Origin of the sequence: Methylobacterium sp. AMS5, assembly GCF_001542815.1 — a bacterium.
GTDB lineage: Bacteria > Pseudomonadota > Alphaproteobacteria > Rhizobiales > Beijerinckiaceae > Methylobacterium.
In genome coordinates, this window is sequence record NZ_CP006992.1 from 2,840,585 (window position 1) to 2,855,203 (window position 14,619).

The 14,619-nt window shown below is 69.2% G+C and carries 15 protein-coding genes; 13 read left to right on the forward strand and 2 right to left on the reverse strand.

Annotated elements, in window-relative coordinates:
• The first annotated feature begins 25 nt into the window (after positions 1 to 25).
• The gene (locus Y590_RS12660; protein ID WP_060770157.1) at positions 26 to 646 is read left to right on the forward strand and encodes a septation protein A; all 621 of its coding nucleotides are present in this window, start codon (positions 26 to 28) and stop codon (positions 644 to 646) included.
• A 147-nt stretch (positions 647 to 793) separates the two neighbouring features.
• Here Y590_RS12660 and Y590_RS12665 read toward each other — a convergent pair whose 3' ends face one another.
• A complete protein-coding gene (locus tag Y590_RS12665; protein ID WP_201026734.1) occupies positions 794 to 1,693 on the reverse strand; it encodes a carotenoid 1,2-hydratase family protein in 900 nt (299 codons plus the stop codon).
• Positions 1,690 to 3,189, reverse strand: a complete 1,500-nt coding sequence (crtD, locus tag Y590_RS12670) for a 1-hydroxycarotenoid 3,4-desaturase CrtD (RefSeq protein WP_060770158.1) — start codon at positions 3,187 to 3,189, stop codon at positions 1,690 to 1,692. Before crtD ends, Y590_RS12665 begins: the two co-directional genes overlap by 4 nt.
• A 105-nt stretch (positions 3,190 to 3,294) precedes the next feature.
• On the opposite strand from crtD, the gene Y590_RS12675 reads away from it, so the two are divergent.
• From Y590_RS12675 to pufC, 12 genes are all read left to right on the forward strand, one after another.
• Positions 3,295 to 4,161: a polyprenyl synthetase family protein gene (locus Y590_RS12675; protein ID WP_060770159.1), complete on the forward strand. Its 867-nt coding sequence runs from the start codon at positions 3,295 to 3,297 to the stop codon at positions 4,159 to 4,161.
• Positions 4,162 to 4,182: 21 nt separating this feature from the next.
• Positions 4,183 to 5,328 carry a methyltransferase gene (locus Y590_RS12680; protein WP_060770160.1) on the forward strand — a complete coding sequence of 382 codons (1,146 nt, stop codon included), beginning with the start codon at positions 4,183 to 4,185 and terminating at the stop codon, positions 5,326 to 5,328.
• 99 nt (positions 5,329 to 5,427) lie between these two features.
• Positions 5,428 to 6,366, forward strand: coding sequence for a chlorophyll synthesis pathway protein BchC (gene bchC, locus Y590_RS12685; protein ID WP_060770161.1), 939 nt, complete (start codon positions 5,428 to 5,430; stop codon positions 6,364 to 6,366).
• Entirely contained in the window at positions 6,363 to 7,367 is a 1,005-nt protein-coding gene (locus Y590_RS12690) for a chlorophyllide a reductase iron protein subunit X (protein ID WP_060772278.1), read from the forward strand. Before bchC ends, Y590_RS12690 begins: the two co-directional genes overlap by 4 nt.
• A 3-nt stretch (positions 7,368 to 7,370) precedes the next feature.
• Entirely contained in the window at positions 7,371 to 8,897 is a 1,527-nt protein-coding gene (gene bchY, locus Y590_RS12695) for a chlorophyllide a reductase subunit Y (RefSeq protein ID WP_060770162.1), read from the forward strand.
• Positions 8,897 to 10,363, forward strand: a complete 1,467-nt coding sequence (gene bchZ / locus Y590_RS12700; protein ID WP_060770163.1) for a chlorophyllide a reductase subunit Z — start codon at positions 8,897 to 8,899, stop codon at positions 10,361 to 10,363. The genes bchY and bchZ overlap by 1 nt, the downstream gene beginning before the upstream one ends.
• A gap of 71 nt (positions 10,364 to 10,434) precedes the next feature.
• Positions 10,435 to 10,668: a hypothetical protein gene (locus Y590_RS12705; protein WP_060770164.1), complete on the forward strand. Its 234-nt coding sequence runs from the start codon at positions 10,435 to 10,437 to the stop codon at positions 10,666 to 10,668.
• A gap of 170 nt (positions 10,669 to 10,838) precedes the next feature.
• The gene (pufB, locus tag Y590_RS12710; protein WP_060770165.1) at positions 10,839 to 11,069 is read left to right on the forward strand and encodes a light-harvesting antenna LH1, beta subunit; all 231 of its coding nucleotides are present in this window, start codon (positions 10,839 to 10,841) and stop codon (positions 11,067 to 11,069) included.
• An 11-nt stretch (positions 11,070 to 11,080) separates the two neighbouring features.
• Positions 11,081 to 11,269: a light-harvesting antenna LH1, alpha subunit gene (gene pufA / locus Y590_RS12715; RefSeq protein ID WP_056193358.1), complete on the forward strand. Its 189-nt coding sequence runs from the start codon at positions 11,081 to 11,083 to the stop codon at positions 11,267 to 11,269.
• Between the two features lie 84 nt (positions 11,270 to 11,353).
• Positions 11,354 to 12,178, forward strand: a complete 825-nt coding sequence (gene pufL / locus Y590_RS12720) for a photosynthetic reaction center subunit L (protein ID WP_060770166.1) — start codon at positions 11,354 to 11,356, stop codon at positions 12,176 to 12,178.
• Between the two features lie 122 nt (positions 12,179 to 12,300).
• Complete coding sequence (gene pufM / locus Y590_RS12725) at positions 12,301 to 13,278, forward strand: photosynthetic reaction center subunit M (RefSeq protein ID WP_060770167.1); 978 nt, start codon at positions 12,301 to 12,303, stop codon at positions 13,276 to 13,278.
• Positions 13,275 to 14,384, forward strand: coding sequence for a photosynthetic reaction center cytochrome PufC (gene pufC, locus Y590_RS12730; protein WP_060770168.1), 1,110 nt, complete (start codon positions 13,275 to 13,277; stop codon positions 14,382 to 14,384). The genes pufM and pufC overlap by 4 nt, the downstream gene beginning before the upstream one ends.
• Positions 14,385 to 14,619: the final 235 nt, after the last annotated feature.

The window sequence follows — 14,619 nt, forward strand, 5'->3', positions numbered from 1 at the left end:
CTTGGAGCATCGTGAGAGTGTCCGCATGAAGGTCGAGAGCGTTCCGCCGCGCCGGCACCTGCCGCCGCTCCTCAAGCTGGCGCTGGAAGTGGGCCCGCTGACGGTCTTCTTCCTCGGCAACGCCTATGCCGAGCGCTTCGGCGTGGCGGCGGAGAGCAAACTGTTCGTGGCAACCGGCGTGTTCATCGTCGCCACGATGATCGCGCTCGCCGTCCACTTCGCCCTGCTGCGGCGGCTGCCGATCATGCCGCTCGTGTCGGGCGTCGTGGTGCTCGTGTTCGGCGGCCTGACGCTGGCGCTGCAGGACAAGACCTTCATCATGATGAAGCCGACCATCGTGAACACGCTGTTCGGTCTTGTCCTTCTCGGCGGTCTCGCCTTCAACAAGTCGCTGCTCTCGGTCGTCCTCGACAGCATGTTCGCGCTCACCGACGAGGGCTGGCGCAAGCTCACCTTCCGCTGGGGCCTGTTCTTCCTCGCGCTCGCGGTCGTCAACGAGGTCGTCTGGCGCACGCAGACCGAGGATTTCTGGGTGAGCTTCAAGGTGTTCGGCATCATGCCGCTCACGGTCGCCTTCGCCCTGGCCCAGACGCCGCTCCTGCTGCGCTATGAGCGCAAGGACGAGGCCGAGGCGAACGCCGGCTGATCGATCTCATACCAAATCCGGCTGATCCCTTCGGGATGCGAATTTGGGCTTCGGTGGGATCCCATCGCGCTGGCGCGATGGGTGCCCTCCTCAGGCGCCGCGCGAGCTTGCTGAAGTGGTCCCCGCTTCGATCAAGCGGGGACCACTTCAGCCGATCCGCCGCGGCATCCGGAACGGCAGCATCAGCCGCACCAGCGGATTGCGGAAGCGCGTGAGCGACAAACTCTCGTGCACGGGTTGCACCGCCTCGCCGTCGAGCGTCGAGGCGAGCAGCGAGCGGGCGTAGAACGGCGTGTCCTCGAAGGTGCGGATCACCTGGGCGCGGCCATCGTCGCTGCGGGTCGTGCGCGGCATCCGCCATAGGCCGGTGGGCGGCAGGCCGGCGGCGAGCGGTGGGCGCATCTCGCGCCGGGTGCCGTCGGCGTCGAAGCGCAGCGTCAGGTTCTGTCCGCTGCCATCGGTCCGGCGCACGTCGTAGAGGATGGCCGAACCGCGCTTGAGCGGGGCGCGGCACCAAGTCCAATCCGTGAACGCGTCTTCGAGCGCGCCGTCGCCGTCATTGGTGTCGTGGTAGCCGCTGCCGCGCCAGGAGAGGGCGGGCGCGGTAAACGCGGCCTCGACCTCGCAATCGGGCGCCATCGGCCACCAGCGGTGCAGGCCGTGCGTGTCGAGGGTGAAGGGCTGCGCGGTGAGCGCCCTTGGCCGCACCCGCACCGTGCCCCGCACCGCCCGCGGGATCGGCGAGCCTCGCTCGTCGAGGCGGATCGTCAGCACGCTGCCGTCCCATTCGAGGGAGGACGGCCCGAGGCTGAAGCGCGTCGCATCCCGCGCCAGTGACCGGGCGTTGCGCTCGGTCATGGCGAAGCGGTTGCCCCGCTCGCCGTAGAGCACGACGTTGACGGCGCAGTGGGCGAACGGGTCGCGTGCCGCATCCCAGGCATAGTAGGGCGAAAACACGCTGCCGATGAAGGCGATCACGGTGAGCCCCTGGCGCCCGTCCTCGCTCACCGCATCGACGTACCACCAGACGTAGCCGCCGCGCGTCACCGCCCCGTCGAAGCGAGGTCCGCGCGCAGTGCCGCCGCCGCGAGCCGGCCCGATTGCGCCGCCATCGGCACTCCCGGCCCCGGATGCACGCTGCCCCCCGCCAGGTAGAGCCCCGGCACCCGCGTCCGGGCCCCCGGCCGCTTGAACGTCGCCGTCCAGCCGTGCGAGGCCCGGCCGTAGAGGGCCCCGCCCGTCCCCGGAAACAACGCCGCGAAGTCCTGCGGGGTCGTGATCGTCCCCGGTCCCGTCGGCTCCAGCGTGAGTCCGCAGGCTGAGAGCTTGCGATGGATGGTCGTCTCGCATGCGGCGATCTCCGTGGGGCTGAAGCGACGCTCTCCGCCATCGGCGGGGGCGTTGACGAGGAGGAGCAGGCGTTCCGGCCCGTCAGGGGCCGAGCCGCCGTCGCCGTCCCGGTCCTGCGCGCAGACGTAGACGGTCGGGTCCGGCGGCAGGCGACGACCGCGCAGGATCGCGTCGAACTCCGCCCGGTATTCGCCCGAGAAGAACACGCTGTGATGCGCCAGGTCGAAGCCCTTCGCCCGCGCCGTCAGGCAGAGTGTGAGCGCCGAGAGCGAACGTTCGCGGGCGGGAACTCGGTCGCCGGCTGCCGCCGCATCGCCCCCGAGCAGGCCGCCGCCGAGCGCCGCCACGTCGACGTTGGCGATCACCGCGTCTGCGGCGATGCGCTCGCCGCCGACGAGTTCGACCCCTGCGACGCGGCCGCGCTCGGTCAGGATCCGCGCCACATCCGTGCCGGTGCGCAGGGTGGCGCCGCGGCTTTCGGCCAGATCCGCGACCTTGCGCGCGAGCCGGCTCAAGCCGCCCTCGACGGTCCAGACGCCCGCCTGCTCGACATGGGCGACCAGCATCAGCGTGGCGGGCGCCTCGAACGGCGAGGCGCCGCAATAGGTGGCGTAACGCCCGAAGAGCTGGCGCAGGCGCGGATCGCGGAAATACTCGCCGAGCGCCGACCACAGGGTCGCGAAGGGCTGGATACGCCACAGGCTGCCGATTCCCGCGAGCCCGACGCGCTGGGCGAGATCGACGGGGCTCGGCCGGTCGGCGCGGATGAACGGCCCTTCCAGCGTGCGGTAGACCTCGGCCGCACGGGCGCAGAACCGCCGATAGCCCTCCGCCTCGCGCGCGCCGGCGAAGGCGCTGATCGCCGCTGCCGAGGTCTCGATATCCGCGAACAGATCGAGCCGTTCGTGCCCGTTCCAGGCATGGCGGGCCAGCAGGGTGGCCGGCCGCAGCCGCATCTCCGATCCGAGGTCGGCGCCGGCTTCGGCGAACAGCTCCTCGAACACCCAGCGCATGGTGAAGACGGTGGGGCCCGCCTCGACGGGCACCCCGTCCACGGCCACTGATCGCATCTTTCCGCCGACGCGCGCTGCCCGCTCCAGGACGGTGACGTCATGGCCGGATGCGGCGAGGCTCAAGGCCGCCGCGAGCCCGCCAATGCCGGCTCCGATCACGATGACGCTTTTTTCTGCCACCGAAAATGCACTCCGCGGCGCATCGCCGTTGATCCGGATCCCTAACAGTGTCAAGTATAGTTGACATAAACGCAAGGCAAGGCAGCCTGACAACGGGAGGACGGCATGGACGTCGGCCGGCGGATCGAGACGGTGCTCGACATTGCGGTTTCGCATGCGGAGGCGCCGGGTGCGCCGCCGCTGCTGGCGGAGGCGATCCGCTATGCGGTCTTTCCCGGCGGCCACCGCATCCGCCCGCGGCTCTGCCTCGCCGTCGCGCTCGCCTGCGGCGACGACGACCCCGCCGCCTCCGAGGCGGCCGCCGCGGCGATCGAATTCCTGCACTGCGCCTCGCTCGTCCACGACGACCTGCCCTGCTTCGACGACGCGCCGATGCGGCGCCAGAAGCCCTCGGTTCATGCGGCCTTCGGCGTGCCGCTCGCGGTGCTCACGGGCGACGCGCTGATCGTCGCCGCCTTCGAGACGCTGGCGCGGGGCGTGATCCGCTCGCCGACGCGCCTCGCCTGTCTCGTCGGGCTGATCGCCCGCGCCGCCGGCTCGCCCACCGGCATCGTTGCGGGGCAGGCCTGGGAATCCGAGCCTTACGTGGATCTGGTCGAGTACCAGCAGGCCAAGACCGGTGCGCTGTTCGCCGCGGCCACGGTGGCCGGTGCCGCCGCCGCGGGAGCTCCGCCGCTCCCCTGGCGCTTGCTCGGCGAATGCCTCGGGGCGGCTTATCAGGTCGCCGACGATCTGCGCGACGTCGCCTGCCGCCAGGAGGAGATCGGCAAGCCCGCCGGCCGTGACGCCACCCTCGGGCGCCCGAACGCGGCGGCCCTGCTCGGGATGGGCGGTGCCCTGGAGCGCCTGAAGCACCTCACGCAGGAGGCGATCGACGTGATTCCCCCCTGCCGCGGGCAGGACGCCATGCGCACCGAGATCGAGGCGCAGACCCGGCTGTTCATGCCCGCTTCCTTACGCGCGATGGCGTGAGGCCCGGCCTTGCCCGCCGCGATGACCGAGGCCGGACCCGCGCCGGAGACGCGCGGCGGCTGGCGCGAGCGCTGGCTCGCCTTCCGCAACCGCACGGTCACCAGCCCTGGCTTCCAGCGCTGGGCGGCGGGGTTTCCACTCACCCGCAGGATCGCGCAGCGTAACACGAGGGCGTTGTTCGATCTGTGCGCCGGCTTCGTCTACGCGCAGGTGCTGTTCGCCTGCGTCCGGCTCGACCTGTTCACGCTGCTGCGGGACGGCCCGCTGGCGCCCGATGCTCTCGCCCGGCGTCTCGATCTGCCCGCGGATCGCGCGCTGACCCTACTCAAGGCCGCCGCCTCGCTCGACCTGATCACGCGGCTGCCGGACGGGCGCTTCGCCCTGGCCGATCTCGGCGCGGCGCTGATCGGGAATCCCTCGGTCGCGGCGATGATCGAGCACCACGCGATGCTCTACGCCGATCTGGCCGATCCCGTCGCTCTGTTGCGCGGGGGAGCGGGGCCGACGCGGCTCGGGGGCTACTGGCCCTATGCCGAAGCCGGCGCGTCGGCGCAGCTCGGGCCGGATTCGGTTGCGGCCTATAGCGGCCTGATGGCGGCCTCGCAGGCGCTGATCGCCGACGACGTGCTCGATGCCCTGCCGCTCGCCGATCGTGCGTGCCTGATGGATGTCGGGGGCGGGGAGGGTGTGTTCCTCGCCCAGGCCGCCCGCCGCCATCCGGGGCTGACCCTGCGCCTGCTCGATCTCCCGCCGGTCGCGGAACGGGCGGGCGCCCGACTCGCCGCCGAGGGCCTCGGGAACCGCGTCGCCTGCCTCGGCCGGAGCTTTCTCGGCGCCTCCCTGCCGCCAGGCGCCGACGCGATCACCCTGGTGCGGGTCGTCCACGATCACGACGATGCGATAGCCCTGTCGCTCCTGTGCGCGGCCTACGCGGCGCTGCCGCCGGGCGGCCTATTGGCGATCGCCGAGCCGATGGCCGGCACGCCCGGCGCGGAGCCGGTGGGAGATGCGTATTTCGGCTTCTACCTCCTGGCCATGGGCAGCGGCCGGCCCCGCACGGCCGAGGAACTATCGGCCATGCTGGCACAGGTCGGCTTCGGTGAAATCCGCGAGCGGACCACGCGGCGCCCGCTGCTGGCGCGATTGATCACCGCAAAGCGGCGCTAAAAGTGTAAAGTTTACTTGACGCAAGTTCACGTCCATCTAGGATGACATCAAGCGGTTCGGCCCTTCGCAGAGTCGCAACCAGCAATGGGGGGCAGGGGGATGGAAGCGTTGGCCGTCGTCCTTGAACGACCGGAGCACTTGGCGCTCAACCGCCTCGCGCTCACCCCGGCAACGAAGGGCGATGCGACCGTTGCCGTCTCTTGGAGCGGCATCAGCACGGGAACCGAGCGCCTGCTCTGGTCCGGGCGGATGCCGCCCTTTCCCGGCATGGGGTACCCGCTGGTGCCCGGCTACGAGTCGGTTGGCACGGTGGTCGAGACCGAGGCCGGCAGTGGCCTGCGCGTCGGGCAAACCGTGTTCGTCCCCGGCGCCCGCTGCTTCGGCGAGGTCAACGGCCTGTTCGGCGGCGCGGCCTCGCACCTGATCGCTCCGGCTTCCCGCCTCGTCCCGGTCGATGCCGCGCTCGGCGACCGGGCCTGCCTTATCGCCCTGGCCGCGACCGCGTACCACGCCCTGTCCGACATCGTGCCCGGCACGCGGAACCTGATCGTCGGCCACGGCGTGCTCGGTCGTCTGCTCGCGCGGCTGACGGTGCTGGCCGGCGGCGAGCCGGTGGTGTGGGAACGCGAGACGCTGCGGGCCGAGGGCACCTTCGGTTATTCCGTGCTCGCGCCCGACGAAGATCCGGCGCGCGACTATTCCACCATCACCGATGTCAGTGGCGATTCGAGCCTGCTCGACACGCTGATCGGCCGCCTCGCTCCCGGCGGCGAGATCGTGCTGGCCGGCTTCTACGAGGCACCGCTCGCCTTCGCCTTTCCACCCGCCTTCCTGCGCGAGGCCCGCATCCGGGTCTCGGCGGAGTGGCGGCCGGGCGATCTCGCGGCGGTCCGGGCCCTGATCGAGGCCGGAAGCCTGTCGCTCGACGGACTCATCACCCACCGGGTGCCCGCCACGGAAGCGGGGGAGGCCTACCGCACCGCTTTCGCCGATCCGGCCTGCCTGAAGATGATCCTCGATTGGAGGGCCTGCTCATGAACCTACAGCTCAACAAGGCGGCGCTGGACGCTGCGACGACGCTGCGGGCCGAAGCCGCCATCGAGCCCGATCCGGTCGCGACCGGCGAGGTCAAGCGCGAGACGCAGATCATCGCGATCTACGGCAAGGGCGGCATCGGCAAGTCGTTCACCCTGGCCAATCTCAGCTACATGATGGCCCAGCAGGGCAAGAAGGTCCTGCTGATCGGCTGTGATCCGAAGAGCGACACGACCTCGCTCCTGTTCGGCGGGCGCGCTTGCCCGACCATCATCGAGACCTCGACGAAGAAGAAGCTCGCGGGTGAGGCGGTCGCCATCGGCGATGTCTGCTTCAAGCGCGACGGTGTCTACGCGATGGAACTCGGCGGGCCTGAGGTCGGCCGCGGCTGCGGCGGGCGCGGAATCATCCACGGCTTCGAGCTTCTGGAAAAACTCGGCTTCCATGAATGGGGCTTCGACTACGTCCTGCTCGACTTTCTCGGCGACGTGGTCTGCGGCGGCTTCGGCCTGCCGATCGCCCGGGACATGTGCCAGAAGGTCATCGTCGTCGGCTCCAACGATCTGCAATCGCTCTACGTCGCCAACAACGTCTGCTCGGCGGTCGAATACTTCCGCAAGATGGGCGGCAATGTCGGCGTCGGCGGCCTCGTCATCAACAAGGACGACGGCACGGGCGAGGCGCAGGCCTTCGCGGACGCCGCGGGCATCCCGGTGCTGGCCTCGATCCCGGCCGACGACGACATCCGCCGCAAGAGCGCGAATTACGAGATCATCGGCAAGCCCGACGGGCGCTGGGGCTCGCTCTTCGCCGACCTCTCTCAGAACGTGGCGGAAGCCGAACCGCACCAGCCGACGCCGCTGAGCCAGGACGCGCTGCTCGGCCTGTTCTCCAGCGAAGCCACCGGACGAAACGTGGTGCTGGAGCCGGCCACCATAGAGGACATGTGCGGGCGAACCAGCCTCACCAAACCGTCCCTCGAAGTCGTCTACGACGAGGTCTGAGCCATGGCGGTCAGCCTCGATATTACCGCGCTCCGCGCCCGCCGCCCCGAGGGCATCGATCTCGCCGCGACACAGGGCGACGGGCTCGGCTGCCATGCCGGCAAGGACGCGATGCGCGCCGCCGCCGAATCGGCCGGCCTGTCCGGAACGCTGGAGCAGTACCGCAAGGACTATCCGGCCGGTCCGCACGATCAACCGCAGAGCATGTGCCCCGCCTTCGGCTCCCTGCGCGTTGGTCTGCGCATGCGGCGCACGATGACGATCCTGTCGGGCTCGGCCTGCTGCGTCTACGGGCTGACCTTCACCTCGCATTTCTACGGCGCGCGCCGCAGCGTCGGCTACGTGCCGTTCAACTCCGAGACGCTCGTCACCGGCAAGCTGTTCGAGGACATCCGCGAGGCGGTCTACGCCTCGGCCAATCCGCAAGACTACGATGCGATCGTCGTCATCAACCTCTGCGTCCCGACCGCATCGGGCGTGCCGCTGCGGCTGCTGCCGAAGCAGATCGACGGCGTGCGCGTCATCGGCATCGACGTGCCGGGCTTCGGCGTGCCGACCCATGCCGAGGCCAAGGACGTGCTGGCCGGCGCCATGCTCAAATTCGCCCGCAGCGAGGCCGAGAACGGCCCGGTCCAGGCGCCGCGTGGGGGCCGCTCGGAGCGTCCGTCCGTCGCGCTTCTGGGCGAGATGTTCCCGGCCGATCCCGTGGTGATCGGCGCGCTCCTCGAGCCGCTGGGCCTCAGCGCCGGCCCCGTCGTGCCGACGCGCGAATGGCGCGAACTCTACGGCGCCCTCGACGCGGCGGCGGTGGCGGCGATCCACCCGTTCTACACCGCGAGCGTGCGCGAGTTCGAGGCGGCGGGTCGGCCGGTGGTCGGCTCCGCCCCCGTCGGCCATGACGGCACCGCCGACTGGCTGGAGGCCATCGGCAATGCCTGCGACGTCCCGCGGGACACAATCGCGGCGGCGCAGAACCGGCTTCTGCCGGCGATCCGGGGGGCGCTGGCTGCGGCGCCGATCCGCGGGCGCATCACGCTCTCGGGTTACGAGGGCTCGGAACTCCTGGTGGCCCGCCTCCTCGTCGAGAGCGGCGCCGAAGTGCCCTATGTCGGCACCGCCTGCCCGCGCACGCCCTGGTCCGAGCCGGACCGGGTCTGGCTGGAAGAGCGCGGCGTCAGCGTCCGCTACCGCGCCTCGCTGGAGGACGACCTCGCCGCGCTCGAAGCGTTCCGGCCGGATCTCGCCATCGGCACGACGCCGGTGGTGCAGAAGGCGAAGGAGGCCGGCACGCCGGCGCTCTACTTCACCAACCTGATCTCGGCGCGCCCGCTGATGGGTGCCGCCGGAGCCGGCTCGCTGGCGAAGGTCGTCAACGCCGCCCTGGCCAACCGGCCGCGCTTCGACGCCATGCGCGCCTTCTTCGAGGGTGTCGGCACCGGCCACGCCGCCGGCATCTGGCAGGAGGTGCCGGTGCTCAAGACGGCGCCGAAGGCAGCGGCTCCCCTGAAGCCGATCGGGGAGATGGTCTGATGCTGGTCATCGATCACGACCGCGCCGGCGGCTATTGGGGGGCGGTCTACGTCTTCACGGCGATCAAGGGTCTGCAGGTGGTCATCGACGGCCCCGTGGGCTGCGAGAATCTGCCGGTCACCTCGGTGCTGCATTACACCGACGCCCTGCCGCCGCACGAGCTGCCGATCGTCGTCACCGGCTTGGCGGAAGAAGAACTCGGCCGCCACGGCACCGAGGGCGCGATGAAGCGGGCGCACGCCACGCTCGATCCCGGCCAGCCCAGCGTCGTGGTGACGGGCTCGATCGCCGAGATGATCGGCGGCGGCGTCACCCCGGAGGGCACCGGGCTCCAGCGCTTCCTGCCGCGCACCATCGACGAGGACCAGTGGCAATCCGCCGACCGGGCGATGAGCTGGCTCTGGCAGGAATACGGCGCCCGGCGCTTCGCCAAGAAGGGGATTCCGGCCCGGCCCGAGCGCAAGGCCGGGGAGAAGCCGCGGGTCAACATCATCGGCCCGGCCTACGGCACCTTCAACATGGCCTCGGACCTCGCCGAGATCCGCCGCCTCGTGGAAGGGATCGGCGCCGAGGTGAACCTCACCTTCCCGCTCGGCTCGCACCTCGCCGACGTGCCCAAGCTCGTCAACGCGGATGCCAATATCTGCCTCTACCGCGAGTTCGGCCGCCTGCTCTGCGAGAGCCTGGAGCGCCCCTATCTCCAGGCGCCGATCGGGGTGCTCTCGACCACCAAGTTCCTGCGCACGCTCGGCGAGATTCTCGGGATCGACCCCGAACCCTTCATCGAGCGCGAGCGCCACACCACGATCAAGCCGGTCTGGGACCTGTGGCGCTCGGTCACGCAGGACTTCTTCGGCACGGCGAGCTTCGGCATCGTCGCGACCGAGACCTACGCCCGCGGCGTGCGCCACTTCCTCGAAGAGGAAATGGGCTTGCCCTGCCACTTCGCCATCAGCCGCAGCGCGGGCACGAAGCCCGACAACGCGGCGGTGCGCGAGGCGATCAAGACCAACCCGCCCCTCGTCCTGTTCGGCTCCTTCAACGAGCGGATGTATCTCGCCGAGGCGGGCGGGCGGGCGATCTACGTGCCCGCCTCGTTCCCCGGCGCCATCATCCGGCGGCACACCGGCACGCCGTTCATGGGCTATGCCGGCGCGACCTACCTCGTGCAGGAAGTCTGCAACGCCCTGTTCGACATGCTCTTCCACATCCTGCCGCTCGCGCGCGACATGGATGCGGTCGAAGCGACGCCCGCCCGGACGCACCGCGAGCTGCCCTGGGACGAAGCGGCCCGCGCCCGGCTCGACGCGCTGGTCGAGGCCCATCCCGTTCTCACGCGGATCTCCGCCGCCAAACGCCTGCGCGACGCTGCCGAGCGGGCCGCGCGCCGGGTCGCCGCCGAGCGCGTCGCCGCCGACCATGTCGAGCGGGCGCAGAGCGATCTCGTCTTGGGGAGCGCCGCATGAGCACGGCTCTCCTCCATCCCCTTCACCCTCCGGCCCTTCGCGGAGCCGGACAGAATGCGGAGCACCAAGCCATGGGAGTGGTCATGCAACGATCGATGCCCGCGTCGTCGCGGCTGCACAGCGAGGCGGTCCAGTTCCGGATCATCCTCGCCGCAACCTACCCCTTCTTCCTCGCCGCCGCCCTGATGCAGCGTTTCCGGCCGGGCACCGCGCCTCAGCGCGGTCTGACGCCGAAGCGCCGTTCCGTCTTCGGCGAGGCCAAGGCCATGGCCGTCTCGGCGATCCCGTTTGCCTTCATGGGCTAGGGACCCGGCGCGTCGCTTCGCGAACCGGCAACCGCCTTCCGCGACGATGCGCCAGCGCCTCAGTACTTCCGTGTGGTGACACGGGGGATCCCTGCGCCGTGATGTCATCGAGTCACGGCGACACCCGCCACGCCTGTCAACGCGCGGCATAACCAGCGGAGGTTCGATCGATGGCGAACGGTATCACAGAAAGACCGAGCAGCCTGTCCGGGCTGACGGAACCCGAAGCCAAGGAATTTCACGCGATCTTCCTGACGAGCTTCATCATCTTCACGGCAATCGCCGTGGTCGCCCACATTCTCGTCTGGCTGTGGCGGCCCTGGCTTCCCGGGCCGAAGGGCTACGCCCTGCTCGACGGCGTGACCAACGCCGCCCACGGCCTTGCGTCGATGATCGGCTGAGGAGACGCGCGATGCACAAGATCTGGCTTCTGTTCGATCCCCGGCGCACCCTCGTCGCGCTCTTCACCTTCCTGTTCGTCCTGGCGCTGCTGATCCACTTCATCCTGCTCAGCACCGACCGGTTCAACTGGCTGGAAGGCCCGAAGGACGCGAAGGCGGCCGCCGCCCACAGCCTCGTCCTCCCGACGATGCCGACCTGACCGGCCTGACCGCTGGTTCTGCTGCGGGCAGGCTCTTTCGGGCCTGCCCCGGCACCCTTCGTCCTCACCGCGGGGATTTCCGCCATGGCGATGCTGAGCTTCGAGCGCAAATACCGGGTCCGCGGCGGCACTCTGCTGGGCGGAGACCTGTTCGACTTCTGGGTGGGGCCGTTCTACGTCGGCTTCTTCGGCGTCACGACGATCTTCTTCTCGGTGCTCGGCACCGCACTGATCCTCTACGGCGCGGCCATCGGCCCGACCTGGAACATCTGGCAGATCAACATCGCGCCGCCCGACCTGAAATACGGGCTGGCGCTGGCACCCCTGAAGGAAGGGGGCCTGTGGCAGATCATTACCTTCTGCGCGGTGGGGGCGTTCTCGTCCTGGGCGCTGCGCGAGGTCGAGATCTGCCGCAAGCTCGGCATCGGCTACCACGTGCCGTTCGCCTTCTCGGTGGCGATCTTCGCCTACGTCTCGCTGGTGGTGATCCGCCCGTTCCTGATGGGCGCATGGGGCTACGGCTTCCCCTACGGCATCCTCTCCCATCTCGATTGGGTGTCGAACACCGGCTACCAGTATCTGCACTTCCACTACAATCCCGCGCACATGCTCGCCGTGACGTTCTTCTTCACGACGACCTTCGCGCTGGCGCTGCACGGCTCGCTGATCCTGTCCTCGACCAATCCGGCCAAGGGCGAGACGGTGAAGACGCCCGAGCACGAGGACACCTACTTCCGCGACACGATCGGCTACTCGATCGGCACGCTGGGCATCCACCGGCTCGGCCTGTTCCTCGCGCTCTCGGCCGGATTCTGGAGCGCGGTCTGCATCGTCATCTCGGGGCCCTTCTGGACGCAAGGTTGGCCGGAATGGTGGGGCTGGTGGCTCAACCTGCCCGTGTGGCGGTGAACCGGATCGCCGCCCGGCATCCGCGCCGGCCGGCCTGAAGCGCAGGTTCGATCTTCGGGGCTCGGAGGTCTCCGCCGACGGCGTGAGCCTCGTACGACCGCAGGTCCAGGGAGGGAGACGCCGTGGCCTATTATCAGAACATCTTCACGCAGGTGCAGGTCCGCCCGGTCGAGCCGGAACACGGCATCCCGATCTCGTCCGACGCCCGCATCGGCAAGCCGTTCAACAGCTACCTGTTCGGGCTGATCGGCAACAGCCAGGTCGGGCCGATCTATGGCGGCTATCTCGGCGCGCTGTCCTTCGCCTGCGGCCTGATCGCCTTCGAGATCATCGGCCTCAACATGTGGGCCAGCGTGAACTGGGACCCGATCCAGTTCGTCCGCCAGCTCCCCTGGCTGGCGCTCGAGCCGCCGCTGCCCAAATACGGGCTCAAGGTGCTGCCGCCGCTCAACGAGGGCGGCTGGTGGCTGATCGCGGGCTTTTTCCTCACCGCGTCGATCCTGCTGTGGTGGGTGCGGATGTATCGCCGCGCCCGGGCGCTCGGGCTCGGATCGCACACGCCCTGGGCGTTTGCCGCCGCGATCTGGCTCTATCTCGTGCTGGGCTTCATCCGCCCGATTCTGATGGGTTCGTGGAGCGAGGCGGTGCCGTTCGGCATCTTCCCGCATCTCGATTGGACCGCCGCGTTCTCGCTGCGCTACGGCAACCTGTTCTACAACCCGTTCCACATGCTCTCGATTGTCTTCCTCTATGGGTCGACGCTGCTGTTCGCGATGCATGGGGCGACGATCCTGGCCACCAGCCGCTACGGCGCCGAGCGTGAGATCGACCAGATCGTCGATCGCGGCACCGCCACCGAGCGCGCCGCCCTGTTTTGGCGCTGGACCATGGGCTTCAACGCCACCATGGAATCGATTCACCGCTGGGCGTGGTGGTTCGCGGTGCTGACGACGATCACAGGCGGCATCGGCATTCTGCTCACCGGCACCGTGGTCGACAATTGGTACCTCTGGGCGGTCAAGCACGGCGTCGCGCCGTCCTACCCGCAGATCTACGGACCGATCACCGACCCGCTCGCGACGCCAGGGGGGGCGCCATGAAGACTCTGCTCGTCGTCGCGGGCGCGGTCGTCGCCCTGTTCCTCACCATCGCCCAGTTCGGCACGGCGGGCTGGACGAGGCCGCCGATCCTCGCCCAGCAGCACGGCTTCCGCGGCACCGGTATGGATCAGATCCAGACCAAGTCCGGCGCGGCGGCACTGAAGGCCGCCAACATCCCGCCGGCCCCGGCCGAGCCGGTCGAGGCCGGCACCGAGAAGGCCGGCGCGGTCTACGAGAACGTGAAGGTTCTCAAAGATCTGAGCGTCGAGGAATTCAACCGCCTGATGGTCTCGATGACGGAATGGGTCAGCCCGGAGCAGGGCTGCACCTACTGCCACAACACCGAGAACATGGCCGACGACAGCCTCTATCAGAAGCAGGTCGCCCGGCGGATGATCCAGATGGTGCAGCACATCAACACCACCTGGAAGGAGAAGCATGTCGGCGAGGCGGGGGTGAACTGCTACACCTGCCACCGCGGGAAGCCCGTGCCGGCGCAGATCTGGTTCCAGAATCCGGGGCCGAACTACAAGACCGGCTTCATCGCCCGCAACAACGGGCAGAACATGGCCTCGCCCTCCGTCGGCCTCGCCTCGCTGCCCTACGACACGCTGAGCGAGTTCTTCGGCAAGAAGGACGTCGACGAGAACCTCATCCGCGTCAACGCGACGACGGCGCTGCCGGAAAGCAAGGGCAAGCCGATCCAGGCCGCCGAGCGGACCTACGGCCTGATGATGCACATGTCGTCGTCGCTCGGCGTCAACTGCACCTACTGCCACAACACCCGGGCGGTCTCGAACTGGTCGCAGAGCACGCCGCAGCGTACGCTGGCTTGGCACGCAATCCGGATGGTGCGCGACCTGAACGGCGATTACATCGAGCCGCTGACGGGGACCTTCCCGGCCAACCGCCTCGGTCCGACCGGAGACGCACCCAAGCTGAACTGCGCCACGTGCCACAACGGCCAAAGCAAGCCGCTGGCGGGTGCGCACGTCATCGAGAGCTACCCGGAACTGGCACGGACGACCGCCGAGATGGCGGCCGTGCCGCCGGCTCCGGCAACGCCCGAGCCGGCGCCGGAGGCACCCGCGGCACCACCGCAATAGCAGGCTGCCCCCTCCGTTCAGGGTTCAGCGTATCGAGAAGCGAAAAGCCGCCGGTCCATTGGGCCGGCGGTTTTTTTCGTTCCGCGGCACCTTGCCGGATATCCGGTCGGTGACGAGTTGCGCGCCTCGATTTCGCTTTCGGGTACAGCAAATATTGAGCCGAACTTTTCTTCATATCTCTGAATATTGATACGGAAGCGCGTCCGATCGATGCTTTGGCAATGAGGATAAAACT